The 26797-nt window shown below is 33.7% G+C and carries 29 protein-coding genes and 1 pseudogene; 14 read left to right on the top strand and 16 right to left on the bottom strand.

The genetic code is table 11. From position 1 onward, the window contains the following. Positions 1 to 138: 138 nt before the first annotated feature. The 3 genes from IMCC3317_RS20810 to IMCC3317_RS20800 all read right to left on the bottom strand — a co-directional run bounded on the left by IMCC3317_RS20810 (position 139) and on the right by IMCC3317_RS20800 (position 4373). Positions 139 to 1251 carry a T9SS type A sorting domain-containing protein gene (locus IMCC3317_RS20810; RefSeq protein WP_160131398.1) on the bottom strand — a complete coding sequence of 371 codons (1113 nt, stop codon included), beginning with the start codon at positions 1249 to 1251 and terminating at the stop codon, positions 139 to 141. A gap of 84 nt (positions 1252 to 1335) precedes the next feature. Next, the gene (locus tag IMCC3317_RS20805) at positions 1336 to 3135 is read right to left on the bottom strand and encodes an endonuclease (protein WP_160131397.1); all 1800 of its coding nucleotides are present in this window, start codon (positions 3133 to 3135) and stop codon (positions 1336 to 1338) included. 32 nt (positions 3136 to 3167) lie between these two features. Next, on the bottom strand, positions 3168 to 4373 hold the full coding sequence (locus IMCC3317_RS20800) for an RsmB/NOP family class I SAM-dependent RNA methyltransferase (RefSeq protein WP_160131396.1): 1206 nt from the start codon (positions 4371 to 4373) through the stop codon (positions 3168 to 3170). Between the two features lie 78 nt (positions 4374 to 4451). Here IMCC3317_RS20800 and IMCC3317_RS20795 point away from each other — a divergent pair, with 78 nt between their 5' ends. From IMCC3317_RS20795 to IMCC3317_RS20765, 7 genes are all read left to right on the top strand, one after another. Beyond that, positions 4452 to 5030 carry an RNA polymerase sigma factor gene (locus IMCC3317_RS20795; RefSeq protein WP_160131395.1) on the top strand — a complete coding sequence of 193 codons (579 nt, stop codon included), beginning with the start codon at positions 4452 to 4454 and terminating at the stop codon, positions 5028 to 5030. 38 nt (positions 5031 to 5068) lie between these two features. Beyond that, complete coding sequence (locus tag IMCC3317_RS20790) at positions 5069 to 5383, top strand: hypothetical protein (protein ID WP_160131394.1); 315 nt, start codon at positions 5069 to 5071, stop codon at positions 5381 to 5383. Positions 5384 to 5394: 11 nt separating this feature from the next. Further along, positions 5395 to 5838, top strand: a complete 444-nt coding sequence (locus IMCC3317_RS20785) for a Spy/CpxP family protein refolding chaperone (protein ID WP_160131393.1) — start codon at positions 5395 to 5397, stop codon at positions 5836 to 5838. 68 nt (positions 5839 to 5906) lie between these two features. After that, complete coding sequence (locus tag IMCC3317_RS20780) at positions 5907 to 7085, top strand: YHYH protein (RefSeq protein WP_160131392.1); 1179 nt, start codon at positions 5907 to 5909, stop codon at positions 7083 to 7085. A gap of 216 nt (positions 7086 to 7301) precedes the next feature. After that, the gene (locus IMCC3317_RS20775; RefSeq protein WP_228054867.1) at positions 7302 to 8393 is read left to right on the top strand and encodes a YHYH protein; all 1092 of its coding nucleotides are present in this window, start codon (positions 7302 to 7304) and stop codon (positions 8391 to 8393) included. Next, positions 8335 to 8988 carry a toxin-antitoxin system YwqK family antitoxin gene (locus IMCC3317_RS20770; RefSeq protein WP_228054861.1) on the top strand — a complete coding sequence of 218 codons (654 nt, stop codon included), beginning with the start codon at positions 8335 to 8337 and terminating at the stop codon, positions 8986 to 8988. The genes IMCC3317_RS20775 and IMCC3317_RS20770 overlap by 59 nt, the downstream gene beginning before the upstream one ends. Continuing rightward, the gene (locus IMCC3317_RS20765) at positions 8954 to 9637 is read left to right on the top strand and encodes an SCO family protein (RefSeq protein ID WP_160131391.1); all 684 of its coding nucleotides are present in this window, start codon (positions 8954 to 8956) and stop codon (positions 9635 to 9637) included. The genes IMCC3317_RS20770 and IMCC3317_RS20765 overlap by 35 nt, the downstream gene beginning before the upstream one ends. 272 nt (positions 9638 to 9909) lie before the next feature. Here IMCC3317_RS20765 and IMCC3317_RS20760 read toward each other — a convergent pair whose 3' ends face one another. The 4 genes from IMCC3317_RS20760 to ettA all read right to left on the bottom strand — a co-directional run bounded on the left by IMCC3317_RS20760 (position 9910) and on the right by ettA (position 13912). Beyond that, entirely contained in the window at positions 9910 to 10794 is an 885-nt protein-coding gene (locus IMCC3317_RS20760) for an IS3 family transposase (RefSeq protein WP_262887060.1), read from the bottom strand. A gap of 11 nt (positions 10795 to 10805) precedes the next feature. Beyond that, positions 10806 to 11117 carry a transposase gene (locus tag IMCC3317_RS20755; RefSeq protein WP_160127525.1) on the bottom strand — a complete coding sequence of 104 codons (312 nt, stop codon included), beginning with the start codon at positions 11115 to 11117 and terminating at the stop codon, positions 10806 to 10808. A gap of 272 nt (positions 11118 to 11389) precedes the next feature. Then, a complete protein-coding gene (locus IMCC3317_RS20750; RefSeq protein ID WP_160131390.1) occupies positions 11390 to 12022 on the bottom strand; it encodes a hypothetical protein in 633 nt (210 codons plus the stop codon). A 198-nt stretch (positions 12023 to 12220) separates the two neighbouring features. Continuing rightward, complete coding sequence (ettA, locus tag IMCC3317_RS20745; protein ID WP_160131389.1) at positions 12221 to 13912, bottom strand: energy-dependent translational throttle protein EttA; 1692 nt, start codon at positions 13910 to 13912, stop codon at positions 12221 to 12223. Between the two features lie 320 nt (positions 13913 to 14232). Between ettA and IMCC3317_RS23825 the strand changes: the two genes are divergently transcribed. The 5 genes from IMCC3317_RS23825 (at position 14233) to IMCC3317_RS20720 (ending at position 17743) form a co-directional block, all read left to right on the top strand. After that, positions 14233 to 14883 (top strand): DUF4331 family protein, encoded by a 651-nt coding sequence (locus tag IMCC3317_RS23825; protein ID WP_160131388.1) that lies wholly within the window; start codon positions 14233 to 14235, stop codon positions 14881 to 14883. A gap of 31 nt (positions 14884 to 14914) precedes the next feature. Further along, the gene (locus tag IMCC3317_RS23820) at positions 14915 to 15472 is read left to right on the top strand and encodes a DUF4331 family protein (protein ID WP_160131387.1); all 558 of its coding nucleotides are present in this window, start codon (positions 14915 to 14917) and stop codon (positions 15470 to 15472) included. 191 nt (positions 15473 to 15663) lie between these two features. After that, entirely contained in the window at positions 15664 to 16959 is a 1296-nt protein-coding gene (locus IMCC3317_RS20730; RefSeq protein ID WP_160131386.1) for a tetratricopeptide repeat protein, read from the top strand. Between the two features lie 243 nt (positions 16960 to 17202). Continuing rightward, the gene (locus tag IMCC3317_RS20725; protein WP_160131385.1) at positions 17203 to 17367 is read left to right on the top strand and encodes a hypothetical protein; all 165 of its coding nucleotides are present in this window, start codon (positions 17203 to 17205) and stop codon (positions 17365 to 17367) included. Between the two features lie 220 nt (positions 17368 to 17587). Then, positions 17588 to 17743 carry a hypothetical protein gene (locus tag IMCC3317_RS20720; RefSeq protein ID WP_160131384.1) on the top strand — a complete coding sequence of 52 codons (156 nt, stop codon included), beginning with the start codon at positions 17588 to 17590 and terminating at the stop codon, positions 17741 to 17743. A 130-nt stretch (positions 17744 to 17873) separates the two neighbouring features. Here the strand turns inward: IMCC3317_RS20720 and IMCC3317_RS23730 are convergent. After that, positions 17874 to 17972, bottom strand: a pseudogene (locus tag IMCC3317_RS23730) (anti-sigma factor); the annotation flags it as partial. Positions 17973 to 18123: 151 nt separating this feature from the next. Between IMCC3317_RS23730 and IMCC3317_RS20710 the strand changes: the two are divergent. After that, a complete protein-coding gene (locus IMCC3317_RS20710) occupies positions 18124 to 18288 on the top strand; it encodes a hypothetical protein (protein ID WP_160131383.1) in 165 nt (54 codons plus the stop codon). Between the two features lie 154 nt (positions 18289 to 18442). On the opposite strand, the gene IMCC3317_RS20705 is transcribed toward IMCC3317_RS20710, so the two are convergent. From IMCC3317_RS20705 to IMCC3317_RS20695, 3 genes are all read right to left on the bottom strand, one after another. Beyond that, on the bottom strand, positions 18443 to 19249 hold the full coding sequence (locus IMCC3317_RS20705; protein ID WP_160131382.1) for an anti-sigma factor: 807 nt from the start codon (positions 19247 to 19249) through the stop codon (positions 18443 to 18445). A 2-nt stretch (positions 19250 to 19251) separates the two neighbouring features. Continuing rightward, entirely contained in the window at positions 19252 to 19782 is a 531-nt protein-coding gene (locus IMCC3317_RS20700; RefSeq protein WP_160131381.1) for an RNA polymerase sigma factor, read from the bottom strand. Between the two features lie 154 nt (positions 19783 to 19936). Next, on the bottom strand, positions 19937 to 20119 hold the full coding sequence (locus tag IMCC3317_RS20695) for a CAL67264 family membrane protein (protein ID WP_160131380.1): 183 nt from the start codon (positions 20117 to 20119) through the stop codon (positions 19937 to 19939). Positions 20120 to 20421: 302 nt separating this feature from the next. Between IMCC3317_RS20695 and IMCC3317_RS20690 the strand changes: the two genes are divergently transcribed. Then, a complete protein-coding gene (locus IMCC3317_RS20690) occupies positions 20422 to 21312 on the top strand; it encodes a TraB/GumN family protein (RefSeq protein ID WP_160131379.1) in 891 nt (296 codons plus the stop codon). A 230-nt stretch (positions 21313 to 21542) separates the two neighbouring features. Here the strand turns inward: IMCC3317_RS20690 and IMCC3317_RS20685 are convergent, their stop codons facing one another. From IMCC3317_RS20685 to IMCC3317_RS20665, 5 genes are all read right to left on the bottom strand, one after another. Next, positions 21543 to 21968 (bottom strand): UPF0158 family protein, encoded by a 426-nt coding sequence (locus tag IMCC3317_RS20685; protein WP_160131378.1) that lies wholly within the window; start codon positions 21966 to 21968, stop codon positions 21543 to 21545. A gap of 17 nt (positions 21969 to 21985) precedes the next feature. Then, entirely contained in the window at positions 21986 to 24010 is a 2025-nt protein-coding gene (locus IMCC3317_RS20680; protein ID WP_160131377.1) for an NADPH-dependent 2,4-dienoyl-CoA reductase, read from the bottom strand. Positions 24011 to 24180: 170 nt separating this feature from the next. Continuing rightward, positions 24181 to 24690, bottom strand: a complete 510-nt coding sequence (locus IMCC3317_RS20675) for a CAP domain-containing protein (protein WP_160131376.1) — start codon at positions 24688 to 24690, stop codon at positions 24181 to 24183. An 83-nt stretch (positions 24691 to 24773) separates the two neighbouring features. Then, positions 24774 to 25688, bottom strand: a complete 915-nt coding sequence (locus IMCC3317_RS20670) for a glycosyl hydrolase family 17 protein (RefSeq protein ID WP_160131375.1) — start codon at positions 25686 to 25688, stop codon at positions 24774 to 24776. A gap of 186 nt (positions 25689 to 25874) precedes the next feature. Next, positions 25875 to 26591 carry a pirin family protein gene (locus IMCC3317_RS20665; RefSeq protein ID WP_160131374.1) on the bottom strand — a complete coding sequence of 239 codons (717 nt, stop codon included), beginning with the start codon at positions 26589 to 26591 and terminating at the stop codon, positions 25875 to 25877. Positions 26592 to 26797: the final 206 nt, after the last annotated feature.

The following is a 26797-nucleotide window of genomic DNA, read 5'->3' as shown; positions in this document are numbered from 1 at the left end:
GTTTACAAAATCATTTGTATAGTTTGAAAAATAGTTAGTATTTTTACCCAATATTATATTTTACTGGCATAATATGTAATATCAGAAAGCTCCGAATGTATGTTCGGAGCTTTTGCTTTTTTGTATGGTATTGATTTTTTACTGTCGAATTAATTTATGAATACTTGTTTCGTTTCCAGATTGAATCTTCACGAAATAAACGCCTTGTTTGATGTTTTTTATATCTAATTGATTATTGAGAATCGTAGTTGAATTGAACACGTTTCTCCCGTTTATATCTACAATAGATACATTGTCAATGGTTTGATTGTTCTGTGTCTTGAAACGGATTGTATTTCCCGTTGCAGGATTTGGATATATTTGAAATGTATTTAGTTCTTCGTCTTCAACATTTAATACAACCAAATATGAATAGCCTAAATCGCTTGGACAATTACCATTATTTACTTGTATATCCCAAGTGTTTATATCAAACGAAGTCGAAGGAATTGGAGCTGATATATGTGTTCTTTTTATAAAGAGGTCCGTATTGATAAGTGTCCCGCTATTGCCCAATTCACCAATTGCATCGTAAAAAATATCATATTTAAACAAACCAATCACATCGTTTCCGTCAAAGTTGGTAATGTCACTATTGTAATCATCAACTTCATTTGTGCAAATAGAAATATTAGGATGAGCAATAACAAAAACTTCTGAGCTTGGTAAGATAGTATTCACAGGAAATGTATATACTACATCCCATGTTCCACTACCATCATAGCTTATTTTTAAAGAATAATCTGATAAGTCAAAATCTCGACTAGTTTGATTTGATATTTCAATAGCTTTATCATCACCTATATAATTTAAAAAACCGGATATATAAGGTTTGAAAGGTGAGTTTTGATAAAATACATTAACACCTTTACAAACCTGATTGGATAGCGGTGAGGCGTTACCAGCGGCATCTCTAGCAAGTACCGCTAGGCAATATATTCCATTGGGCATATGTGAATATGACATATATTGAAAAGAACTGGAAGCATCGTACGTTATTATTTCTTCTAAAATACCGTTTATGTAAATTTCATAAGTAGCTACTCCAACATTATCTGTTGCATGTTCCCATTGTACAGAAACATAATCTAGCGGAGTCGCAGGGCTACTTATAAGTTGAAAATTTATCGGAGTTGTTGGCGGTTCGGTATCTTGCGCAAAACAAGAAAAACTTAAAACAAGTAAGACAAGTGTTAAGGTAGTTTTTTTCATGGTAAGATTTATTTTACATAAAAGTATAAAAAAAGCGACAGTATTCCAATGAATACTGTCGCTTTTTATGAACTGTCAATACTTTTATTGCTTGATCAACTTCTTGTTAATGATTTGATTACCAATTTGTAATTGTAAAATATACAATCCGCGTTGCAATCCTTGAACGTTTATTTCGTTGGTTGGATTTGCTTGTTGTAAGACTTGCTTTCCGGTAATATCGTAGATACGTGCTTCTGAAATTTCCGTAGCATTATTTGATTTGATATAAACAATACCTCCATTTGTTGGATTTGGATAGATGCTAAATACTGCTACTTCTTCATCTTCAATATTTAAAGGTGGTGAGTAACATGTCCAGCTCAAATCGTCAAAACGAACTCTGTTAGAACCAGTACTATTGTTGTTAATGACTACTGAAATATTTCCATCAACATTAATATCAGGAATTGTAGTTGTCGTTACGGTACTGCTATAAGGAATTGTTGCGACATAAACATTATTTACGCGTAAATCAAATGTTCCTGCTGAACCAGAAAAAACTAATTGTGTTGTCACGGTTAATTCGCCAATTCCATTCGGAACTGTTGGTGCAGTAATTGCTCCGTTACGGACAGTAATTGCTTTTCCGTTGGTAATTACCTGATCTGTTCTTGCATCTGTAGCTTCCCACGTTAACGTGTTATCACCTGTCCAACTTCTCGTTAAGTATTGTCCTGAATTTGCACCAATATTTTCAAAAGTTTCATTCTCACATTCTGTTCCAACTGGAGCAGCAGCGGTAGTTGTACCATCTACTCCTGTTGATTGAGCTGAAGTATTTCCGGCAGCATCTTTTGCTAATACAGTAAATGTGTACATTGTTAATGGTGATAAACCAGTTACAGTTGCCGTAGTTGTAGAAACTGTTTGGTCAAATACTCCATCTACATATACATCATATCCTGTAACTCCAATATCATCTGTAGAAGCTGCCCAAGAAACATCAATGCTGCTCCCAGTTTCATTACTAACCACCACACTCATTGGCACTGTTGGATCTTGTGTATCCGTACCATAAATTCCCCAACGATCTTCTGCTTGAGTTCCACCCCAAATTCGAGAAGCTAAACGTGGATTATCAATAAATGGATTTCGATTTCCTTGTGCTGTTGCATTTGAAACATTTTCATGAAATGTGTTACGTGCATCTTCATAGGTAGAAACAGGATCTGCGGCATTCCATTCTAACAATAAATCAATCATGTTTGAATCTACGCTATTTACAGTTCCGTCAGCAACTAATGTTGGGTAACATTGCATTCCGTAACGAATGTACATGTACATCACAATACGAGCAACATCTCCACGCCAGTCAGTTCCGCCAACAGAAGCATCACCAGGATACCAAAAAGCTCCAACTGTTCCAGAATTCCCAGAACCTGCTGCAAACTTACGATTTCCGCGTTGTCCATTTCGTTGTACATCTGATGAACGCAAGTTATGCGCATCACTATATGGAGGTCCATTTGTTCCAAACTGATCTAAACTAGGATTTGCTAATGAATTTGCAAACGTATGCTCTCTGTTCCAGTCGCCAACACTTCCACCATTACTATTCTTACTTCTTGATAAATCGTTGGTAACATCTCCGTCACTTCCGTTTTCCCATCCGTAAATAAGTAATACATTGTTTGAATTATTTGGATCTAAATCTGTAACCATTGTCGCAGTCCAAATCTCAGAATATGATAATGAGTTGGAATGTGTATTGGCTACTTTTACTCCAAGTGCATCACGCAATTGAGTTCCTGTTAATGTAAGATTTACATCATCATAATACGTTTGCTGCGCAAAAGCTGTTAATGATATTAAACCAATTAATAAAAGTAATGTTTTTTTCATAGTAATAAATTATTTAGGGAGTAGGTTAAGGATTATTTTCGTTCTAACAAAGCCATATAGAAACCGTCAAAACCTGACGTTGAGGCTAATAATTTTTTATCTTCTACAAATGTGAAATCTTCGTTGGTTTCCAAAAATTTCTTCACTTGTTCTTGATTTTCAGAAGGTAAAATGGAGCATGTTGCATAGACCAATTTTCCGCCTGGTTTTACCATTTTTGAATATCTTTGTAAAATATCCTGTTGTGTCTTTCTTACTTTATCTAAAAATCCAGGTTGAATTTTCCACTTTGCATCTGGATTTCTACGTAAAACACCCAATCCAGAACATGGAGCATCAATTAATACGCGATCAGCCATATCATATAACTTTTTGATCACTTTCGTGGAATCAATAACGCGAGTTTCAATATTATGTGCACCATTACGTCTTGCTCTACGCTTTAGTTCGCGCAGTTTTGCTTCGTAAATATCTAAAGAAATTAAGTTTCCTTTATTTTCCATTAACGCAGCTAAGTGTAGCGATTTTCCGCCAGCGCCAGCGCAAGCATCAACCACTTTCATTCCTGGTTTTACATCTAAAAATTCAGATACTAATTGAGAATTTGCATCTTGAACTTCAAAGAGACCATTTTTGAAAGCATCATTTCTGAAAATATTAGCTCTTTCTTTTAAACGCAATGCAACAGGATGTCCTTTCACGAATTCTGTTTCATTATCAAAAGTTGCCAATAATGCTTGTAATTTTTCTTTCGTAGTTCGAAGCGTATTTGTTCTAAGGATTACTTCCGCTTGTTTGTTCAATGCATTGATTTCTTTTGACCAAACTTTCTCGCCTAATTCTGCAACACAAAGCTCATCCAACCAATCTGGAATAGATTCTTTGATCTTTCTAATTTTAGAAAACTCATCAAAACGCCCTTTAATTCTCCGTGTTGGCGTTCCTTCAAGCTGACTCCAATCGGGTAATTCAATACCTCTTAGTGTTGCCCAAACGGCAAATATACGCCATAAGTTCTCTCGAGAGTAATTCTCATTTATATCAGCTATTTCAGCATATAAACGCTTCCATCTTACAATGTCGTAGGTGGTTTCCGCAACAAACTTGCGATCGCGACTTCCCCAACGAGCGTCTCGTTTCAGTAGTTTTTGAACTACTTTATCTGCATATTCGCCTTCATTAAATATTAAGTTTAGCCCGTCAATGACTGAAAAGACTAAATTTCTGTGTAATCGCATGTGTTCCAAAAATTAAAGCGCAAAGGTATCGTTTTATGTTTAGAATTTTAAGTTAATTTGAAGAATCAAATAAATTCATTGAAAGAAACTTCTTTTATATCAGATTTACAAGCAGGAAAACGGGAAGCGTATAGTCGTTTGTTAGATAAATATCAGCAACAGGTTTTTCATGCATGCTTATCTTTTGTACCAAATAAAGAAGATGCAGAAGATATTGCACAGGAAGTTTTTGTAGAAGTTTTTAAATCGATTCATACATTTAAAGGAAACTCTAAATTGTCTACTTGGATATATCGTATTTCTGTGAATAAATCGTTAGAGTTTATCCGAAAGAAAAATACTAAAAAGCGTTTTGCGTTTATGCAATCTATTTTCGGAAACGATATTCCTGTTGATAAGACTTCGTATTTCACCGAGGTGAATCATCCTGGAATTATTTTGGAGAATAAAGAAAAAAGTGAAACTATATTTAAAGCCATTCATCAATTGCCAGAAGCACAAAGAATTGTATTCACGTTGCACAAGGTTGATGGTTTACCTTATAAAGAAGTCGCAGAAATTACTGAGAAAAGTATCTCATCTGTAGAATCATTGATGTTTCGCGCCAAGAAAAATTTACAACAAATTCTAGCTAATTTTTATAAAAATGAAAATTAGCGCAAGTTTTTTTAAAATAGTGCATCTAATATAAAGTTATGAAAACACCAAAAGACATAGAAAATACGATTGAAGCTACATTTGACGTTTTAGAAGATATCCATAAAGTGAATGTTTCTCCTTTTTTTAAAGATAAAACTTTGCAACGTTTGTTTTCTGAAAAGGAAGAAACGGTTTCAGCAGGTTTTGGTTGGTTTACACCGAAAATACAATTCGCAACCTTGATTTGTATTCTAATTATAAATGTTTTCGGAATCATGCAATTGACAAAAACAACCTATAATGAAGGCGTTTCGGAATTTGCAAATGTTTATGAATTGTCGCAAGACACGCAATCATCAGTATTTAATTAAATAGAAATCACATGAAAAAAAATACGCTTATATATATATTATTGGCTTTTCTTGTTTTAATGAATGGCTTTTTTATGGTGAAAATCTTTGGAGATTCGCATCCGCCAAATCACAATCCAGGTATGTTTATCGCAAAAGAATTACAGTTTGATGAAGCGCAAATGAACGATTTTACCAAGATGAATAAAACACATCATGAAACCATGCGTGAAATTTCTCGTGAGGTAAAAGAATTGAAAGATCAATTGTTTGATAAATTGTCTGAAACAACAGTAAACGAAACTGAAATTAATGATATTACAAAACGAATTGGCGAAAAAGAACGTCAAAAAGATTTGAAAACATTCTATCATTTTAAGGAGGTTCAAAAAATTTGTACCGACGAACAACGCTCCAAATTTAATTCCATTATACAAGACGCTTTACATCGAGGTGGAAAGAAAAAAGGAAAATAATTCAAACTCCGCACAAGTTTTTCTGAAAGAATTCATCTAACTACAAAACACGATGAAATTCTTTTAAAATGAAACAGATACTTTTTACTACTTTTTTATTATTTGCGATGATAACATTCGCGCAAGAAACTTCTAAAAACACATTTTCTGTAACAGACGGTTATGAATGTACAGAAATGGTAAAATACAAAAGTGAAGTTACCATTTCCAAACAGGGAAAATATCGCGTCATCAAATCCAACGCAATTCCAAAACACGCAACAGGTGCTTTTCCAAATGCAGGAAACCCAAATACAATTTCTCCACAAGAAAAAACATATAAAGTCGCTTTACGACCTAAAAAGAATAAAAAATTAACTTCTGTTTATAGTGAAGGAATGTTAGGACAAGGAAGACCAAATTATGTTTTTGGTGTTGCTATTAATGGTGTAAAGATGGAACCAACTGCGATGGAATTTTTCGTGAATCCAACTACGCGAGAAATGAATACGGCTTGGGCAAAAGAAGCGTTGAGTACAAATGTGGATTTAGGTGACGATTGCAATAATGCGCACGTGCAACCAACGGGCGAATATCATTATCACGGAACACCTTGGGGAATTGTAAATAATGCAGCTAAAAACAAGATGTTTCTACTTGGTTGGGCAGCCGATGGTTTTCCAATTTATTATAAAAATGGATATGTTTCTGATACAAATTCTGAGTTGATTGAATTAACTTCAAGTTATAAACTAAAAGAAGGAAATCGTCCTGGAGACGGAATTTCTGCTCCAAATGGAAACTACGACGGAACGTACGCACGCGATTTTGAATATATAAAAGGACATGGAAATTTGGACGAAGCAAATGGACGTTTTGGCAAAACACCTGAATTTCCAAACGGAACGTATTATTATGTAATTACTGATAGTTTTCCATCATTGCCACGATTTTTTGTGGGAACACCAAATAAAAGTTTCAAAGTTGGTGGCGGAATGCGCGGCGGAAATCGTGATGGTTTTCCAGGTAGAAACAGTCGAGGAAATACGAATGAACGTCCAAATGTAGATCAGCTTTTTGAGCAAATGGACACAAATAATGACGGAAAGTTGAGCAAAAAAGAAGTAAAAGGGCCATTACAACGCGAATTTTCTAAAGTTGACACAAATGATGATGGATTTATCACAAAGAAAGAATTACAAAATGCGCCAAAACCGCAAGGAAGACAAGGCGGACAAAGAGGTCGTGGACAGCGTGGAAGACAGTAAATTAGTTATGAGTATTGAGTTTTCTGGCAGTTAGTTATTACTCAGCTTTTAGTATGAAAATGATAAACTTAATCTATTAATCTAACGATCTAACAAGTCTAAAAATCTATACTTCGACTCCGCTCAGGATACTAGAAAATGAATAAATCTTAAATCAAGCGCAAGCTTTTTTATTAAATAACATCTAACTATTAAAATTAACAATTAAATTATAAAATGAAAAACTTATTTAAAATTACATTAGCAATACTTGTATTTGCAAGTTTATTGGTCGCTTGCGGAAGTGACGATGTAGCGTCTCCAGATTCAGCAACAAACAATGCGCCAGGAAGTTTTACTGCAACAATCACTAATGTTACAGAAACATCTGCAAACGTAAATTGGTCAGCTTCAACAGATGCAGATGGCGACGCAGTTACATATACTGTAAACCTTGCAGGATCTGAAATTGCAAGTGCTGTATCACAAGTAACATATGCATTAGTTGGTTTAACTTCTGGAACTAATTATTCAGGAACTATTGTGGCTTCTGATGGAAATGGCGGAACAACTTCTACATCATTTGGTTTTACAACCACTGCAATTGTAGCAAGTTTACATAATGCTTTTTCAGAGTTTGATGCTGCAAATGTTACCATTATGCTCAACGGATCTAACGTAGAAATTGAAACAAACGGAATGCCAAATCATACCTCGCCATATTGGTCAAACACAACTGCACGAAGTGCAACTGATCCAATGGGAAATACCTTAACAACTCCGGCTTCTGCTCAAAATCATCCATTATTTGTAGAGCCAACAGCAACTTCATATGCAATGATGGCGCCAGGAAATATTGACGATTTTAACGGTTCATATTCACTAACAATTCCTGCAATTCCAACGTTAGCTTCAAGTTCTAGTGCAACAGGTTTAGGTGCCATAGGAATTGCAATTTCAGGTGCTATGATTTACAATGATGAAGAAGGACCAAATGTACCTTTGGATAATGCAGTTGGCTCATTAGATTATACAGCGGCGCATACAGGACCGCAAAGTTATCACTACCATTTAGAAACAAAAGCTTGGTCTGAAGATGATGAAGAATTAATCGGAATTATTGCAGATGGATTCTTTTTATATGGACGTAAATGTAACTCTACAGCAACATATCCAACAGATTTAGATGCTTCTGGCGGACATACAAGTACAACGCAACATACAACAACTGCGGAATATCATTACCACATACAAAACGAACTTTACTTGAATGAATATTATATTTTATTTCCAGGAAATTATCAAGGAACAGCGAATAACATACAGTAATTTTATAAGTTTTTTTGGGATAATACTCTTATTAGTTTCATGCCAAAATAAGTCGCAAAAAGTAGGTACGATTACCGAAGATATTTCTCAAAAATCTTCGGTAGTTGTTTCTAAAGATTCGCTTGCACTGAAACCAACTCAAGGATTGGTTTTTTATAAAAATGAACCATTTACAGGAATTTCTGAACTCAAATATGCCAACGGAATTGTTGCAGAAACGATTCAGTATATAAAAGGAAAGAGAAACGGAGTACGTAAAAAGTGGTTTCCAGCTGGTTTGCTAAGTTATGAATCAAATTATGTAGAAGGAAAACAACACGGAATTTCAAAAACGTGGTGGAATAATGGAAATTTGCGTTCTATTTCAAATCATATTGATGGCGTTGTCAATGGACTTCAAGAACAATGGTATATATCTGGTGAAAAATTCAAGGAATTAACTATTGTGAACGGAAAAGAAGAAGGTTTGCAGAAAGCGTGGCGAAAAAACGGGAAACTATTTAATAATTACGAAGCTAAAAATGGACGTTATTTTGGCTTAAAACGATCAGGATTGTGTTATGAATTACAAAGCGAAATTGTACAAACGAAATAGTTTTTGTTTGTTAGTAGTAGTTTCTTTTTTACTGTTTAATTGTAAAAATGATACACGAAAACCTTTGGATAGTCGAGTTGCAACCTTGCCTTTTTACAAAGAAGCTTCGTTTACGCCATATTGGTTTGAAAGTGGAAGTGAAGCACAAAAATCGTTTCATCAAATTCCTGCGTTTAGTTTAACAAATCAGGAAGGCGAAACAATTACGGAAGCAACTTTTGCAAACAAGATTTACGTTACAGACTTCTTCTTTACTACCTGTCCCGGAATCTGCCCAAAAATGACCGCAAATATGGACATTTTACAACAAGAATTTAAAGATGATGCTGAAATTTTATTGTTGTCACATTCGGTAACTCCAGAAATGGATTCGGTTCCTGTGTTAAAAGCATATGCTAAAAATAAAGGAATTGAGAGTAAAAAGTGGCATTTGGTTACAGGCGAACGTTCTGAAATTTACGACTTAGGTCGAAACCACTATTTTGTAGAAGAAAATCTGGGTAAACCCAAAACTGATGATGATTTTTTACATACAGAAAATTTTGTTTTGATTGATAAAAACAGACAAATTAGAGGAATTTATAATGGATTGAATAAAACAGCAGTTCAGCAATTAATTGCAGATATTAAGACGTTGAAACTTGAGTGAATTTGATTTGAAAATGTGTCAATTTGATGATTTGATGATTTGAAAATTAAAGTTTCTCAATAGCTCCGCTAGGTATTTTCAATCAAAATATATTTTGATTTCAATAATGCTCGAAATTAAATTCTAAAAACTCAAATTAAATTTAAACTAAAAAATGTCCATATCTGCTTTCTATATTCAAAACGTTTAAGTGTCGCGTAGAAACATTTCGGATTCATACGTGTTTTGACCCCTGTAAAACAAGAGTATTCTTTTAAATTTCGTTAGTTAAATTATGCGGTTAATTTTTTCATTAAAATTAGGTGTTTATCTTGATTCCATTTTTCAATTGGGGTTATTTTTCCTAGTAATCCATGTAGCCTTTCATTATTATAAAACAGCACATATTGTTTAAGGATTTTTTCTATCTCTCCAAAGGTTCTATATTCAAATCTCTGAAAAACTTCTTTTTTCAAAATGCCATGATAAGCTTCTATATGAGCGTTCTCTTCTGGTGTTGCTATATGCGTAAATTCTTGACTTACACCTATAAGTTCTAAATACTCTCTTACATTTTTTGCAATAAACTGACTCCCGTTATCACTTCTAATAACAACATTATTTGGATATTGATAATTTAAAAACAATTCAGACAATAACGCTATCACTTGCGCTTGTTTAATTGAAAAAGCAAATAGATCTATTAATATTCTTCGCGTATGAACATCTATTATAGAAAGTAAATAAGCGTTTTTACCAGCACTTGGTATCCAAACTATCTTTATGTCCATCTCTAGGCAGTCAAAGGGTTTTACGGTTTTTACTTTCCTGAATTTAACAAACTTACGTCCAGAACCACTCCTATTAATACGATTTTTTAATTTCAATAGATTTGCTTGTTTTAGTATTCTATATAGTTTTTTATGGTTTATTGTATAGCCATCCCGATTCAAATAGCAAGTCATTAACCTGTAACCACAATCTATAAATGGATGACTTAGTATTTTCTTTACAGATTCAACCACAATATCTTGAGTGACAAATCCATTGTTATTATGATAGGTAAATTTACTTGGTTTATTACCTTTTTTTCCAAAACTTGGTTTACGATAGTAACTGCTATGAACAATACCAACCATATTAATTACCTTAGTTTTGCTAATCTTGTGCTTACTCAAAATAGCATCAACTAAATCTTTCTTGGATCGGATGTCCCAAACTTTTTTTTTAAGAGTTCTCGTTGAATTTCTAATTCAATTTCTTTATTACTCAATAGCTTACGGAGTATTCTATTTTCTTCTTCTGCATGCTTTAATTCCTTACTACGAGTATCATAAGTAACTTTTAAGCCAGCTTCTCCTTGGGTATCATGTTTCTTCTTCCAACTATAAAAAGTGCCAGTACTAACACTATATTTACGACAAGTCTCAACAATACCAAGTTCCTCAGAACAGGATAGTATTTCTAACTTTTCTTGTAAACTCCATTTCTTGTATTTCATCTCTCAAAGGTATTATTTGAAATTTAAAAGAACACTCCGAAATTATTTGGGGCTAAAGTAATACGTTAGATGCTGGCGCAAAAATTCAAAAACACAGAGATGAAAAATAAACTCAATATTCCTGAATTAATTTTTTAGAAACCTACGAGAATTACTCAAAGAGATTTTCAATATTAGTAGTTCTTACTCGCAATCGGTACGAGTTGAAAACTCGCACTTGCGTTGAGATAAACTAATACTATTATTAGGAAAGTGTTGATATTGTACTTGGTTTATTTTAAAATATCTTCTCCATTACGTATAAACTTTTTCAATTCCCAATAATAATTATTCTTGTACTCATAACGAACATAACCATATTCTTTACTCCACCAAATATTTTTCAAATCGTAATCAATTTTATATGTAATACTAGTCTCCATAGAAACTACATCTTCAATATTATTAAAATCTATTTTCGATGATTCTTCATAATATTTAGTTATTTCATTTATTGTATACTTAGCGCTGGCATATCTTAAGGAATCTCCTATCTTATTTAGTTCAAATTCAATATGACTATCATCATCTGCATACATTGACAATAACTTAATTCCGCCTTTATAATAATAATTTCCTAAATGATCCTTTTTAGGTCTAGCTAATGTTACTAATCCCGACACAAATAATGTTTCATGATGATCAGAGGAAATTGCTAAATGATCCTCTGCGTTAGAGTACGTGTTTATCTCTGTTATATAAACTGTATCTATTTCACTCATATTAGATTGAAATACTAAAATGTCTCCTTTTAAATATGGCTGCCATTCTAAATCAGTAATAGACAATTTATACTTTGTACATCCAACTAAAAGGAATGATATTATTAATATAAACACACCAAAAGTTATTATTTGCCTTCTCATAAATTATTCCTTCTTTTTATTTGCTTTAATTTACGGTCAAATAGAGACACAGAATACAATTGTACATAAAATGTATCTTTAAAAAATTTAAGTTGCTGATAATTAAACAAAAAACCTCGCAACTAGCGAGGTTTTTTGTTTTCATATAAATTAGTAGGCTGAGTATTTCGACTTAGCTCAACATAAACCTTTCGAAGCCTAACGAATCAACTTCTTATATTTTATACGTTTCGGCATCAAGTCGCCACCTAAACGTTTCTTTTTATTTTCTTCATATTCTGAGAAGCTTCCTTCAAAGAAATATACTTCCGAATTACCTTCAAATGCTAGGATATGTGTACAAACACGATCTAAAAACCATCTATCGTGTGAAATTACTACGGCGCAACCTGCAAAGTTTTCCAAACCTTCTTCCAATGCTCGTAATGTGTTAACATCCAAATCGTTTGTTGGCTCATCCAGTAATAAAACGTTTCCTTCTTCTTTTAGCGTCATGGCTAAATGTAATCGGTTGCGTTCTCCACCAGAAAGTGCGCTTACCTTTTTATTCTGCTCGCTTCCTGCAAAGTTGAATCGGCTTAAATACGCTCTAGAGTTTACTTGCTTTCCGCCCATCATCACCAATTCTTGCTCGCCAGAGAAGTTTGCCCAAATTGATTTTTCTTGGTCAATATTTGAATGCGCTTGATCTACATAGGCAATTTTTGCCGTGTCACCAACAGTGAAACTTCCTTTATCTGGTTTTTCTTCGCCCATAATCATTTTGAAAATGGTTGTTTTTCCAGCTCCATTCGGACCAATTACACCAACAATTCCTGCTTGTGGTAAGTTGAATGCTAAGTCTTCATATAATAATTTATCGCCAAATGCTTTTGAAACGCCTGTTGCTTCAATCACATTGGTTCCTAAACGTGGACCATTTGGAATGTAGATTTCCAATTTCTCGTCCATTTGTTTTTGATCTTGACTCATTAATTTGTCATAGTTCTTCAAACGTGCTTTTTGCTTGGTTTGACGACCTTTTGCTCCTTGACGAACCCATTCTAATTCTCGTTCTAATGTTTTCTGACGTTTAGAAGCTGTTTTGCTTTCTTGCGCCATACGCGTAGATTTTTGATCTAACCAAGAAGAATAGTTTCCTTTCCAAGGAATTCCTTCTCCTCTATCCAATTCTAAAATCCAACCCGCAACATTATCTAAGAAATATCTATCGTGCGTTACCGCGATTACGGTTCCTTTATATTGTGCTAAATGATGCTCTAACCAATGTACAGATTCTGCATCCAAGTGGTTTGTTGGCTCATCTAGTAATAATATTTCTGGTTCTTGTAATAATAAACGACATAATGCAACACGGCGACGTTCTCCACCAGAAAGTACACCAATTAGTTTGTCTGGTTCTGGCGTACGTAATGCGTCCATTGCAATTTCAAGTTTGGTATCTAATTCCCAAGCGTTTGAAGCATCAATTTTATCTTGCAAATCGGCTTGTTGCGCCATTAACTTGTCCATTTTGTCTGCATCAGAATAAACTTCTTCCAATCCGAACATGTCATTGATTTTGTTGTATTCATCAAGAATTGCCACTGTTTCGGCAACACCTTCTTTTACAACTTCTATTACCGTTTTTGTTTCGTCTAATAAAGGTTCTTGTTCTAAATATCCAACTTTGTAACCTGGCAAAAACGTAACGTCACCTTGATAGTTTTTCTCTACACCTGCAATAATTTTAAGCAAAGTAGATTTACCAGAACCGTTTAAACCGAGAATTCCGATTTTGGCTCCGTAGAAAAAACTTAGGTATATATCTTTTAAAACTTGCTTGTTAGTACTTTGATAGGTTTTGGAAACCTTATTCATGGAAAAGATAACTTTCTTATCGTCTGACATATTTGATTCTTTAATTTAATTGCTATGTAGCAAATATACATAATTGTTGATTGAAAGATTCAATGATTAAAAATTTAAAAATTGAAATTTCTAACTCGATTTCTTCCAAAATTAGTATTTCATTAAATTAAATCAAGAAAGAAATATCTTTTTACACAAATTTTTAAAAATAAATAAAAAACTGATTATCAACTAATTAAACATATAAACTCATAAACTATTAAACTTTTCTTAAACTTTTTCTCACTTTCATAAAACCATGTTGCCTTTGTTCTCGTATATAATGGAAACAATAAAAATCTAATAAAAACTTTTAAATTATGAAACGAGTAACAACCATTTTAGGAATCAGCATTGTATTGGTGGGAAGTTTCTTTTTGATAGCAGCAGATCACATTGACGCGCCAGCTGTACAAGGAACAACTTCTGATATTACCGATTTCTACGCCTTTCAAGGAGCAGATACGAACACGATTGCTTTTGTAGTAAATACACAAGGATTGTTAAGTCCGACAGCAACTTCTAGTGCTTCGTTTAACGAAAACACATTAATTGAAATTAATATTGACACTACCGGAGACAATGTAGAAGATTTAGTGATTCAAGCAATTCCAAGAGACGGAAAAATGTACTTTTTTGGACCAATCGCGCCAAGTGCAGCAGGATTGAACAGTGTTGTTGAAACTTCTGGAACAGCTTCATCTGTAGATATTACAGCATACGGAAGTACTGCAATTACAGCAACTAATAGTGGAATGACGTTTTTCGCAGGACCAAGAGATGATCCTTTCTTTATGGATTTCGCACAGTACGGACAAATTATCGCAGGTAACGCAACGGCTTTTAACAATCCAGGAGCTGATACATTTGCAGGTTCTAATGTATTATCAATTGTTGTACAAGTGCCAAAATCACTAATTGGTGGTTCAGGAACTATCAACACTTGGGTAGAAGCTAAAGGAAAACAATAATCAATTCAATCAAAATTTAAACAAAAAAGAAATGAAAAATATACAATCAATTTTAGGAATTATTCTCGTAAGCGCTTTTACGTTAACGAGTTGTTCTTCAGACGACAATACCGTTGTAGCTAGTGCACAACTTGACTTTTCAGGAACGTATGCACAACAAGATCAAATGGGAAGACCAGCAGTAAATACTGTTTTTGTTTCTTCTGGAAGTAAAGATTCATTTAATACAACGATTCCAACGCAACAAAACGCAGCTTTCCAAGTAATGTTTCAAACAAACTTAACAGGTCTGAGTCCAGCCTTTGCAAATGCAGGAGATCAGAATGCTTTAGGACAAGATGCCGCTGCTTTTACAGGATTATTAGCTACAGATGTATTGAATGTTTCTCTTGATGGAACTACAACTTTTTATGATGGTACAAATGTATTAACAGGTCGTGCTTTGGCAGATGACGTAATTACAGTTGAATTATTATTAATTTTTGGTGGAGAAAATTTCATGGAAAACCCAACACTTTCCGATGACCACGTAGATGCAAATGACAAGCCTTTTTTGTCCTCTTTCCCATACTTAGCCTCACCTTGGTAATTTGATTTACTGCAGAGAGCATTTGGGTAACATTCACCCCAATGTTAGTTGGTTTAACGATCTTTCAAATGCTCTCATTTATTATAAAAAATTAACAAGACTACGTTCTACAACGGAGTCAGTTCAACTTACATTTTTGAGTATATCTTTTCAGATTTCAAAAAATTAAGTTTCATTAAAAAACAATCAATATGTATACCAAAACAGTTTTTCAAATCCTTATAGTCGCTTCTTTATTAGCAAGTTGCTCTTCTAAGGAATCTCAAAAAGTTACAGCTTCCGCTGAATATGACACGTATTTAGAAGTTGCTGAAAATAAAAACATAACTGATGCGACAGAAATTTTTAATTTTTGGACATCAAAGCTCGAAAAATCCCCAAATCAATATCCATATCACGTAAAAATTGCTAGTTCACATTCACAATTGTTTAAAGCGACTGGAGAAGTTTCTCATTTAATGGAAGCTGCACGTCATTTAGAAATTGTGAATGAAAGAACTAACTACAAAAACGCAGGTTATATTAGAAGTTTGGTTCGAAATTATATTTCGCAACATCGTTTTCAGGAATCTTTAGTATTGTTAAAGAAAGCAGAAGTTTTAGGCGAAAATTTAGATGCTACACAAAAAATGCTTTTTGATGTACATTTAGAACTTGGCAATATTGCAGAAGCAGAATTGTATTTAAACAATTTTAAAAATACTAATAGTTTTGATGCCTTAATCAGATTGTCCAAATGGTACGATCATGAAGGAAAATTGATGGCAGCTATCAAAGCTATGGAGAAAGCAAAGTTTAAAGCTGAAGATGCAAATAATAGCTTTTTAAAACAATGGTCATATACAAATTTGGCAGATTTTTACGGTCATGCCGGAAGAATTAAAGATGCATATTCTCATTATTTGAAAGCATTAGAATTAGATCCAAATGACGCGTATGCGAAGAAAGGAATTGCTTGGATTGTATTTTCACACGAAAAAAATCCTGAAGAAGCATTGCGTATTTTAGATACGATTATGTCACAACACAAAGCACCAGATTATTATTTACTAAAGGCAGAAATAGCCGAATACATGGGAAATATTGCTGAAAAAGAAAAAAATATTAATGCATTCCTAACTGCTATTGAAGATAAAGATTATGGTGTAATGTACAGTTCATATGCGGTTTCTGTATTGTCTGAAGAATTGAACGATACAGAAAAAGCATTGAAAATTGCACAACAAGAAGTACACTTACGTCCTACGGCACAATCGTATGATTTGTTAGCCTGGACATATCATTTACAAGGTAATTCCGCCAAAGCGTTAGAAATTATAGAAAAACACGTACTAAACAAAACTTTTGAACCTGTTGCAATGTATCATACAGCAGAAATTTTGAAAGCAAACGGAAACACAACAACAATTAAGGACATCAAAGCAGAATTACTAGAAAGTAGCTTTGAAGTTGGTCCAATATTGACAGAAAAAATACAACGCTTATAGTTTTGGTAGACTGTAAATGGCTAGCTTTTTTAAGTTAGGCGATTGGTTTTTATTGATTGAGAAGACACTTTGTAATGAAGTGTCTTTTTTTGTTTGATTTATTTTTGAGATCCTAGATCGCTTTGCTTTTAAAGTCGAAAATCAGGATATTTACTTAACGTGAATTTTTAGTACGCCAATCCCGTAAGCAATTACGATTTGTTTTTTTTATCTTCTAGAGATGTTTAACCAAAAAATAAAATCATGAAAAAAAGAAATTTTAAATCGCTCAAGCTGAATAAAAAAGCTATTTCTAAACTAGAAACTAAAAACAGTATAAATGGCGGTTACAACCCAAGTGACAGACTCACGGAGTGCAGAAACAACTATTGTGTATCATTGTATAATAGCTGTCCTGCAGTCTGTTAAGAAGTAAAACGCATTAAGATTACCTAAAAATATATTGCATGCTATGAAGCTAAATTTCCGCATTGAACTTGTCGAAATGTGGTTTACTTCTCGTATCCTAAGTCTGAAAAAAGAAACTATAATTCTTCTTTATGCTCTTGATTTATGAATCACGACCACAGTTCCTTTATTTAACTCATTATTCTTTATAGCTTTAGATTATTAATTAAAAAATCATATCATGAAAAAAAGTAGTCTTAAAACATTGAAATTAAACAAAACTGCAATTTCTAGCCTAGAATACGTAAAAGGTGGAATAAGTCCTTGTACCGATACTTGTGAAACGTATTGTGAATGCAAATCAGAGAAGCCTTGTCAGTTTATGAATCAAGCTTAAAAAATGAAAAGTTAATCTCTAATTAACACAAAAAAAATCACGGTCAGAATTTGTTCTAACCGTGATTTTTTATTCTTGTAATTCTAATATAAGGAAATGTTTCTTGCTCATACTAAATAGTTTCTCATCACTATGAATTCGAAGCAACGACACCAAGTGTGTACAGTTGTTCTAAGCTTGGAGATTTACTTCCGCCAGTTGGCTCTAAAGTAATTCCGAAAGATTCTGATTAATTCATTAAAGATCTTAAAATTGTGAGTAAAATTCAAATTTTTAATTAAAAAGCTTACAATAACGTAATTATTGTAAGTATTTACCGTAATTTAATTAATATTTTTATCTTTATATTTGTGATATTATTAACCATAAAACTATATATCATGAAAAAAAGTAGCCTTAAAACATTGAAATTAAACAAAACTGCCATTTGTAACTTAGAAAACGTTAAAGGTGGATTACGAGATGCTGATGATGATTGTACTTGTACATGTGAAACTAAATGCGAACAAGCCAATTGCTGTACATGTGCATCAAATTGTTGTTAATCACCAAATGATAATTTTATACCTAGTATAAAAAACTACGGTTAGAACGTGTTCTAACCGTGGTTTTTCTATTAAAAGTATTTTCTTACAACAAAAAAAGGCTTCTAGATAGAATCTAAAAACCTTTTATGTTATAAAATTTTAAATATTTTGTCTATGGATTCGAAGCAACGACACCAAGTGTATACAATTGTTCTAAGTTTGGAGATTCACTTCCGCCAGCTGGCTCTAAAGTAATTCCGAATGCTTCTGATTCGTTTGCGTTTTTCAAGTCAAATACTTTGTCTTTATCCGTAGAAAATTCATCAATAACACCTAAACTTGTTGGTATTAAAGGATTTAGTGTCAACGACCAAACTTGATATACTTTCCCTTCTGGTGGTTCTGGTAAACCTTGTAAATCTAAGTAAATGCTATTTGCCTTTTTATCCCAATATACTTTCGCATATGATTCTGGTGAAACTGCTTGTCCGCCAAGTGCCACCGAAATAATATCTTTAGTTCGTAAAACACCTAATAAATCTGTAGCTGCAGTTAAGTCGCTATTGGCTTTATAAATTTGATCTTTTAACGCTTCTTTCTCTGTAGTAACAACTTCTATTTCAGATTGTAAATCGTTAGTTTTTAATACAGAAAACACCAATCCTATTCCTACTACAACTGCGGCTGCCCAACCTGCATAACGGAATATTGAATTTGGTTTTTGTAGCGGAATCACTTTCGTTTCTTCTGTTTCTGTAAGTCCTAATTTTTGTCTAATAATTTCGAAAATCCCAGTAGTATCTTTACTTGCCGTTGCAGCTGTTAAACTAAGTATTGCTGCTTCTATAGAAAGTACTTCTTGCGTAACTTCAGGATACTGCAACATCATTGCATGCACTTCTTCGTTTTCTTTTTCAGAAAGCGCGCCTGCCACAAACAGTTCTAATATTCCAGATGCTATGTATTCTTTACTATCCATTACTATACTTCTAACATTTTTCTAAGTTCGCTAATACAATTTCTATTTCTAGTTTTTACAGTTCCTAACGGGATTTCGAGGGTTTCAGCCGTTTCTTTTTGTGTGTATCCTTTAAAATAAATGTAATGTATTATCTTTTTACACTTATCTGCAAGCTTGTTTACATACTCTTTAATACCAATAGCATTCGTCTTTTCATCCAAACTATCATTGGTCTCTATACTATGTACGAAAAAATCGATGTCATGGTTTTGTTGAGCGTTCTTAAAAGATTTTGAGCGCGTCTTATCAATAGCAGCATTTCTAGCAATATTCAGTAACCACGTGAAAAAACGACCTTTTTTAGCATTATAATTATCTGACTTATTCCATGCTTTTATAAACACATCTTGCATTATTTCCGCAGCTATGTCTTCATTTCTTACAATTGTATTTACGACACCAAAGATGCTTTCATTATACATTTCGTACAACGATTCAAATGCTTTGGCATCTTTTTCTTGAAATTTTTTAATGAGTATTTCTAACTTCATAAATATTTATATAACCTATTAATTGGATTTTAAAATGTGAACTTTCTTACATTTTATAAAAATACAATTATTAAGATCAATGAATTATGCTCTTTCACTAAAATAAGTAACTCATTTGCATTGCAAGTTACTTATTTTTGAACGTTTTTCTAAATTATACACGACCTTTTAAAGCATTAAAAACCCATGCAATAGCAAAGAATCCAATACCAACTGCCGCAAATCCATATCCAGCAACATCATCATATCTAAAGGCTCCAAGAGCAATTAATCCAATTCCTACCAATATCATAATCAATGTTGCCCAAGCAAGTACAGTATTCTTGTTCATTCCCATAGTCTATTTTATTTGGGCGCATCTTTTATGTTTGCTTTGATTGCATCAGCAAAAATAAAAGTCAGGCTTTCAACAGTCGCTTCCCTCGCTGCTGAATTTAGTTCAGCAGCTCACGGAGCTTCAACAAATGTTTCAATCCTTTGCGCTTTCATGAACTACAAATATCTGTTTTTTAATTCATAAACTAAAAATTTAATACATACAAATTCCAAATCACTTCTTGTAAAGCTTCAAACAGTACCTTATAATTTTTAGTATCTTTCGAAAAAAATCGAATCAAAAAAATATTTTAAATAAATCCCATGAATAAAAAGCTTTCATTACTAATACTTTGCGTACTTACATTATTTATTAGTTGTAACTCCAACAAATCAGTTGCCAACAGTTCAAAAAGTCCAAAACTTGAAAAATCATTACTTTGGAAAATTTCAGGGAAAGGACTTCAAAAACCTTCCTATTTATACGGAACAATTCACTTAACATGCGATTATAATTTTACAGATAAACTCAAAAAAGCATTTGACGAAACCGACAGGTTGGTGTTAGAAATTGATATGTCAGATCCGAAATTGCAATCCGAAATGATGAAACTCATCTTTATGGAAGATGGAATAACGATTCAAAGTTTACTAAATGAAGAAGATTATAAAACATTAGCTGATTTTTTTAAAGAACAAGTCGGACTCGATTTAAAATTGTTTAACACCATGAAACCATTGGCAATTACCTCAACAATTACTTCCAAAATGGCAGTTTGTGACAATGGAGTTGCCTACGACATGGAATTTATGAAAGTAGCAAAAGCGCAAAATGAAAAAATTATTGGTTTGGAAACGATTGCTGATCAAATGAAAGTTTTTGATGATATTCCGTATGAAGATCAGTTAAAAGACTTAGTGAAAATGGCGAAAGAAGGAATGGAAGAAAGCAAAAAAGGCTTTGACGAAATGACACGTTATTATAACGCAGAAGATTTAGATGGTTTGCTAAAAGTTACTCTCGATCAAGGATTAGAAGCTGATTTCCAAGAAAATTTAGTAGATCAACGCAATCGCAATTGGATTCCACTTATTGAAAAAATCACGGCAGAAGCTCCAACTTTTATTGGCGTTGGCGCATTGCATTTACCTGGCGAACAAGGCGTAATTAACTTATTAAGAAAACAAGGATATGTTGTTACTCCTGTATATTAAGTTGCTTCGCAACTAGATATTAGACCGCTTTGCTGCTAGACTCGTTCCCGCGTAGGCGGGAATCTGTTAGATCGCTTTGCTTTTAGACTCGTTCCTGCGTATGTGGGAATATATTAGATAATAAGAGACTATATAGAAAGTCAAATTTCGTCAAACCGAACTTGATTCGGTTTCTCATAATAATTAAAAATTCGCTTTCTAAAGCTTTTCAGATAGCGAATTTTTAATTATTATTTTTCAGATACTTCTAGTATGGAAGTAACTATTTTTTCAATTTCTTTCTGTTTAAAAGCAAACCAACTTTCTCTGTATTCTGAATCATCGATTGCTAATTTGAAGTTTTGAAACGGTTTTCTAGCATTCAAAATGTTCGTTAATTTTGCACCAAATTCAATATCAGCTAATTGATACGCAAACTTATCCATGATTTTATATGATTCCGGACTTTCCAAAACTTCAAACTTGATAAAGTCTTTTTTATTTTTTTCAACTTTCGTCACAAAAGGCTCAAAAATTTCTTGAAATTCTTCCTCCATAAGCTCAAAATCACTTGGAATTGTAATGATTTCTTGCGTTTTCTTATGAAGATAACAATCTTCGCCACAATCTAAACTTTGGGCGATTTCTCTAATAATTTTAGCATCATATGTATTCATCTGAAAAAATATTTTTTCTACAACTTAGCCGCCAATCTACATCCTTGATCTATCGCACGTTTTGCGTCTAACTCAGCGGCAATATCTGCGCCACCAATAATATGGACTGTCAATCCTTTTGCTTGTAAAGGTTCCATCAATTCTTTTAAAGGCGTTTGTCCTGCACAAATCACAATATTGTCAACTTCCAATATTTTTGCTTCGTCATTTTGTACGTAATGTAATCCTAAATCGTCAATTTTTGTATACTCAACTTCTCCAACAAACTGTACGTTTTTCTTTTTAAGATTTGTTCTGTGAATCCAACCTGTAGTTTTTCCTAAATTCCCACCAAATTTCCCTTTGCTACGCTTGAACATAAAAATTTCTCTTGGCGAACCGTGAAAGTTTGGTTTCATATTTTCAATTCCGCCGCGTGCTTCTAAGCTTTTATCAATTCCCCATTCTGCCAACCAAGCGTCAACATTCTGTGAAGTAGATTCGCCGTCGTGCGATAAATATTCAGAAACATCAAAGCCAATTCCTCCTGCTCCAATGACAGCAACACGTTTTCCTACTGGTTTTTTATGCTTTAAAACATCAACATAACTCAATACTTTTTCATGAGTAATTCCGTCAATTTTTGGAGTTCTTGGTTTTATTCCTGTTGCCAGAATTATTTCTTCAAAATCTCCTTGCGAAAGTTCATCTGCGGTAACGCGTGTATTAAGTTTTACGGTAACTTTATGCAATTCGATTTGCTTATTAAAATAACGAATAGTTTCGTAAAATTCTTCTTTTCCAGGAATTTGCTTCGCGATGTTAAACTGTCCGCCAGTTTCCTTGTTATCGTCAAACAACGTTACTTCATGTCCGCGTTGCGCTGCAATAGTTGCTGCTGCCAATCCTGCTGGACCAGCACCAATTACGGCAATTTTCTTTTTGATACTTGCCGGTTTGTAATCAAATTCAGTTTCGTGACATGCTCTCGGATTTACCAAACAGCTCGCTACTTTTTGCTTAAAAATATGATCTAAACACGCCTGATTGCATGCAATACACGTATTAATTTCATCTGCTTTTTCTTCCTGAGCTTTATTTACCCATTCGGCATCTGCCAAAAACGGACGTGCCATCGAAATCATATCTGCTTGTCCGTCTGCCAAAATCTTTTCGGCTACACTTGGCATATTGATTCTGTTGGAAGTTATCAGCGGTAAACTCACTTCTTTTTTCATACGTTCCGTAATCCACGCAAACGCGGCTCTCGGAACTGAAGTTGCAATCGTAGGAATTCGTGATTCATGCCAACCAATTCCTGTATTAATAATGGTTGCGCCTGCTTTTTCAATTGCTTTTCCAAGTTGCACGACTTCTTCCCAACTGCTTCCTTTATCAACCAAATCAAGCATAGACAACCGATAAATAATGATGAACTTATCGCCAACGGCTTCGCGAACTGCTTTTACAGTTTCAACGGCAAACTTCATTCTATTTGCGTAATTTCCGCCCCATTCGTCGTCACGTTGGTTGGTACGTTCTGCAATAAATTGATTGATTAAATATCCTTCAGAACCCATAATTTCTACGCCATCATATCCTGCCATTTTTGCCAATGTTGCCGAATTTGCAAAACTTTTGATCGTTCTTTTAACTGATGAATTAGATAATTTACTTGGTTTAAAAGGTGTTATTGGTGATTTTATTGCGGAAGGTGCAACATTTAATGGATGATGTCCGTAGCGTCCTGCATGCAGAATTTGCATACATATTTTTCCGCCGTTTTTATGTACAGCTTCTGTGATGACTTTATGTTTACGAGCATGTTTCCTTGTACTCATTCGTGACGAAAAAGGTATTAACCAACCGCGAACACTTGGCGCCATTCCACCAGTAACAATTAATCCTACGCCACCTTTTGCACGTTCGCCGTAGAAAACTGCTAATCGTTCAAATCCATTTTTCTCTTCTTCTAAACCTGTGTGCATTGATCCCATTAACACTCTGTTTTTAAGTGTTGTGAATCCTAAATCTAAAGGTTCAAAAATATGCTTGTACTTCATGTATTCTGATGGTTTTTCTGATGGAACTAAATATACTGCAATTCTATCAAAAAGAATAGTATATTTTTATTATGCACGCATAACAGTATGCAATATACTTATTTTTTAAAAGGAATTGAAGATTATTTGTTGATTGATTTGGGATTATGGTTACATGAAATGATATTCAATTAATTTGTATCCGATTCTCTACCAAACCAAACAACAGCATATGTATCATAAATTGCTATTCCTATTGCTTTCCATTTTATGTCTTTCCACATCCCCAAATTAATCATAACGACATTATGTCCACTACTTTTTTTCCAAGAATTGATTGCATCTACTGCTTTTGCACCTTGACTTTGCCACATAGCTATTTCAAAGCCGTTTCCCAAATATGAAGTCAATTCTCGTGGCTTATTCCACATACATTTAGACTCGCTGTGATCAGGAGTATAACAACAAGGTGTCCAATTGCCTTTATTTGACCAACTATGCGTATTACATGTACCTTGATTAGGATTATTATTTTCAAGATCTTCAACGTGTTTTTTTGCTACAAATGTTAAAGATTTTGATAAAGGAATCACAGAAAGATTATTTTCTTTTCTGTATTCCATAATAAGATCATACAACTTCTTTTCTTCCTTTGTAAGTGTCTGAGAAATAGCTGTACTCGTTACCAATATTAGTAGCACAAACGAAAAAATAAATTTAATCATTGTTTTATTTTAATAGATGCGAAATAGCCGTTGATTTTAAAACCAAAGCTATTTTTGAGTCAACTACATTTAGTAAATGGAGTCTTCGATTTATCGGTTTTAATTGTGGGAGAAATACCTGATCCATAAATTCCCCAATGTGGACCCCAAAGACCTTCAGCTGTTTTCCAGGGTTCATCGAACATTTCAAACCACATGGTAATAAAAGCCTTGTTATACGTATTTGTACCATTAATCCATTTGCATGTAGCGTTAAAATTAGTCACTTCATCTTTCCAAGTAGTGTGTGCATTAATGTCACCATGACTTGGCCAACCTATTTCTGCAATTACTACTTCCAATCCAGCCGCTATGGCTTGTTTCATTCCGTTCTCATAGGAGTACTGCATGTTTCCAGTAATCTCACCAGGAGTCATGGGAAACTTAATAGGATTGCTTTCATGATTGCCTTTTTGTCCATACCACGGATAAATGGTAAGAAACGCATAACTTTGCATAATATTCAGCAATGGTGACCAAGTAGCATTCGTTGGGCCAGCACCAGTCATACAAATAGTCAAAGGAACGTTAGTGATATTGGAATATTTGGGTAATTTTAGTTGCGCAACTGCATAATCAAAAGCGGCTTTTACTTCTGCTACGGTATATTTATTTATAGCTAAATCTACTTCATTACCTATTACAATGACTTTTACCATTTCTGGATGTGCATTTGCCTGAGTAAGAGCTGTATCTATTTCTGCATTTGTACTCTTACTATCCTTTTGAAAAATCCATACTCCTAAAGCGAGACCTATATTGTTTTTTTTACACAGTTCAGGCAGGTATTTTTGGCAACCTTGTACCGTGTAAGTACGAATAAATGTCATGTTGTTGGCACTAATGATTTTCAAATCTGCAGCTACATTTTCTTTGGTGTAGGATGATTTTTTTACTGTAGCAGCCTGATGATAAGGAGCGTAACATACGCCCATCATATCACTGCCGCCGAATAATGAATTGTTGTTGGTCATTGTTTTTTTATTAAAGCTAAGCATAAAAATTGGATTCTGCCGTGTATAACCAACATGAATCTAAAAGTTCGAATTTTATTAATGATGAATTTTTTGATGGTTCGAAAAATGAAAAAAAGCTATCTAAGAAATATTTTATTGAATTTTTTAATTCATGGGAACTTCTATGACTAGAATTTTAGATTTTTTGTTGGTTTGAATTTCTACAGTTGTCGCATCCGAAATTCCAATTGCGTCTCTAGTTTCCAATGTTTCATTAGCAACTGAGATTTCACCTTCAAGCAAGAATATGTAGATTCCGTTTGAAGCATCTTGGAGTTTGAAATTGATAGTTTTTCCTTCATCAAAGTTACCTAATGAAATGTATGCTTGCTGATGAATCCATAAAGAATCGACTATGATATTATTTTGTGGAGAAACTAAGGTTTGAAAATTGTTTTTTTGTTTTGTTTGATCAAACTTTTTTTGCTCATAACGCGGCGTTACATTTTTTGTTTCGGGTTGAATCCATAATTGTAAAAAGCTCACTTCATCAGTTTTACTATCGTTGAATTCAGAATGCTGCAATCCAGTTCCTGCGGACATTACTTGAACTTCTCCAACCGTAATTTCACGTTTATTGTCCATTGTATCTTTGTGAGAAAGTGCGCCACTCAACGGAATAGAAATGATTTCCATGTTTTGATGCGGATGTTTCCCGAAGCCCATATTTGGTTGTACAATATCGTCATTTAAGACTCTAAGCTTTCCAAATCCCATGCGTTCAGGATTGTGGTAATTTGCAAAACTGAAACTGTGCTGACTTTTTAGCCAACCGTGATCTGCTTTTCCGCGCGTGTTTGCTTTGTGATATGTTGTTTTCATTTGTTTTTCTGTTTGTTTTTCTCTTTGTTTGTTTGTTTGTTGATTTGCCTGCACTGAGCGGAGTCGAAGTGTTGATTTGCCTGCACTGAGTCTTTCGACTCTCGCTCAAGATAAACTTAGTCGAAGTGTTCATTTGTTTTTTGTTGATTTGTTCTTTAGTTTCTCAATACTAACTGCTCAATTCTAACATCTAATTCCGCGTAAGC

Source organism: Kordia antarctica, from assembly GCF_009901525.1.
Lineage (GTDB): Bacteria > Bacteroidota > Bacteroidia > Flavobacteriales > Flavobacteriaceae > Kordia > Kordia antarctica.
This window is presented reverse-complemented; position numbering and strand designations above follow the sequence as displayed.

What these genes read in the sequence shown, in the direction of transcription:
- IMCC3317_RS20810 (WP_160131398.1), bottom strand. Translation starts at nt 1,251, where the DNA reads ATGAAAAAAACTACCTTAACACTTGTCTTACTTGTTTTAAGTTTTTCT.
- IMCC3317_RS20805 (WP_160131397.1), bottom strand. Translation starts at nt 3,135, where the DNA reads ATGAAAAAAACATTACTTTTATTAATTGGTTTAATATCATTAACAGCT.
- IMCC3317_RS20800 (WP_160131396.1), bottom strand. Translation starts at nt 4,373, where the DNA reads ATGCGATTACACAGAAATTTAGTCTTTTCAGTCATTGACGGGCTAAAC.
- IMCC3317_RS20790 (WP_160131394.1), top strand. Translation starts at nt 5,069, where the DNA reads ATGAAAACACCAAAAGACATAGAAAATACGATTGAAGCTACATTTGAC.
- IMCC3317_RS20785 (WP_160131393.1), top strand. Translation starts at nt 5,395, where the DNA reads ATGAAAAAAAATACGCTTATATATATATTATTGGCTTTTCTTGTTTTA.
- IMCC3317_RS20780 (WP_160131392.1), top strand. Translation starts at nt 5,907, where the DNA reads ATGAAACAGATACTTTTTACTACTTTTTTATTATTTGCGATGATAACA.
- IMCC3317_RS20775 (WP_228054867.1), top strand. Translation starts at nt 7,302, where the DNA reads ATGAAAAACTTATTTAAAATTACATTAGCAATACTTGTATTTGCAAGT.
- IMCC3317_RS20770 (WP_228054861.1), top strand. Translation starts at nt 8,335, where the DNA reads ATGAATATTATATTTTATTTCCAGGAAATTATCAAGGAACAGCGAATA.
- IMCC3317_RS20765 (WP_160131391.1), top strand. Translation starts at nt 8,954, where the DNA reads ATGAATTACAAAGCGAAATTGTACAAACGAAATAGTTTTTGTTTGTTA.
- IMCC3317_RS20755 (WP_160127525.1), bottom strand. Translation starts at nt 11,117, where the DNA reads ATGAAATACAAGAAATGGAGTTTACAAGAAAAGTTAGAAATACTATCC.
- IMCC3317_RS20750 (WP_160131390.1), bottom strand. Translation starts at nt 12,022, where the DNA reads ATGAGAAGGCAAATAATAACTTTTGGTGTGTTTATATTAATAATATCA.
- ettA (WP_160131389.1), bottom strand. Translation starts at nt 13,912, where the DNA reads ATGTCAGACGATAAGAAAGTTATCTTTTCCATGAATAAGGTTTCCAAA.
- IMCC3317_RS23825 (WP_160131388.1), top strand. Translation starts at nt 14,233, where the DNA reads ATGAAACGAGTAACAACCATTTTAGGAATCAGCATTGTATTGGTGGGA.
- IMCC3317_RS23820 (WP_160131387.1), top strand. Translation starts at nt 14,915, where the DNA reads ATGAAAAATATACAATCAATTTTAGGAATTATTCTCGTAAGCGCTTTT.
- IMCC3317_RS20730 (WP_160131386.1), top strand. Translation starts at nt 15,664, where the DNA reads ATGTATACCAAAACAGTTTTTCAAATCCTTATAGTCGCTTCTTTATTA.
- IMCC3317_RS20725 (WP_160131385.1), top strand. Translation starts at nt 17,203, where the DNA reads ATGAAAAAAAGAAATTTTAAATCGCTCAAGCTGAATAAAAAAGCTATT.
- IMCC3317_RS20720 (WP_160131384.1), top strand. Translation starts at nt 17,588, where the DNA reads ATGAAAAAAAGTAGTCTTAAAACATTGAAATTAAACAAAACTGCAATT.
- IMCC3317_RS20710 (WP_160131383.1), top strand. Translation starts at nt 18,124, where the DNA reads ATGAAAAAAAGTAGCCTTAAAACATTGAAATTAAACAAAACTGCCATT.
- IMCC3317_RS20705 (WP_160131382.1), bottom strand. Translation starts at nt 19,249, where the DNA reads ATGGATAGTAAAGAATACATAGCATCTGGAATATTAGAACTGTTTGTG.
- IMCC3317_RS20700 (WP_160131381.1), bottom strand. Translation starts at nt 19,782, where the DNA reads ATGAAGTTAGAAATACTCATTAAAAAATTTCAAGAAAAAGATGCCAAA.
- IMCC3317_RS20695 (WP_160131380.1), bottom strand. Translation starts at nt 20,119, where the DNA reads ATGGGAATGAACAAGAATACTGTACTTGCTTGGGCAACATTGATTATG.
- IMCC3317_RS20690 (WP_160131379.1), top strand. Translation starts at nt 20,422, where the DNA reads ATGAATAAAAAGCTTTCATTACTAATACTTTGCGTACTTACATTATTT.
- IMCC3317_RS20685 (WP_160131378.1), bottom strand. Translation starts at nt 21,968, where the DNA reads ATGAATACATATGATGCTAAAATTATTAGAGAAATCGCCCAAAGTTTA.
- IMCC3317_RS20680 (WP_160131377.1), bottom strand. Translation starts at nt 24,010, where the DNA reads ATGAAGTACAAGCATATTTTTGAACCTTTAGATTTAGGATTCACAACA.
- IMCC3317_RS20670 (WP_160131375.1), bottom strand. Translation starts at nt 25,688, where the DNA reads ATGGGCGTATGTTACGCTCCTTATCATCAGGCTGCTACAGTAAAAAAA.
- IMCC3317_RS20665 (WP_160131374.1), bottom strand. Translation starts at nt 26,591, where the DNA reads ATGAAAACAACATATCACAAAGCAAACACGCGCGGAAAAGCAGATCAC.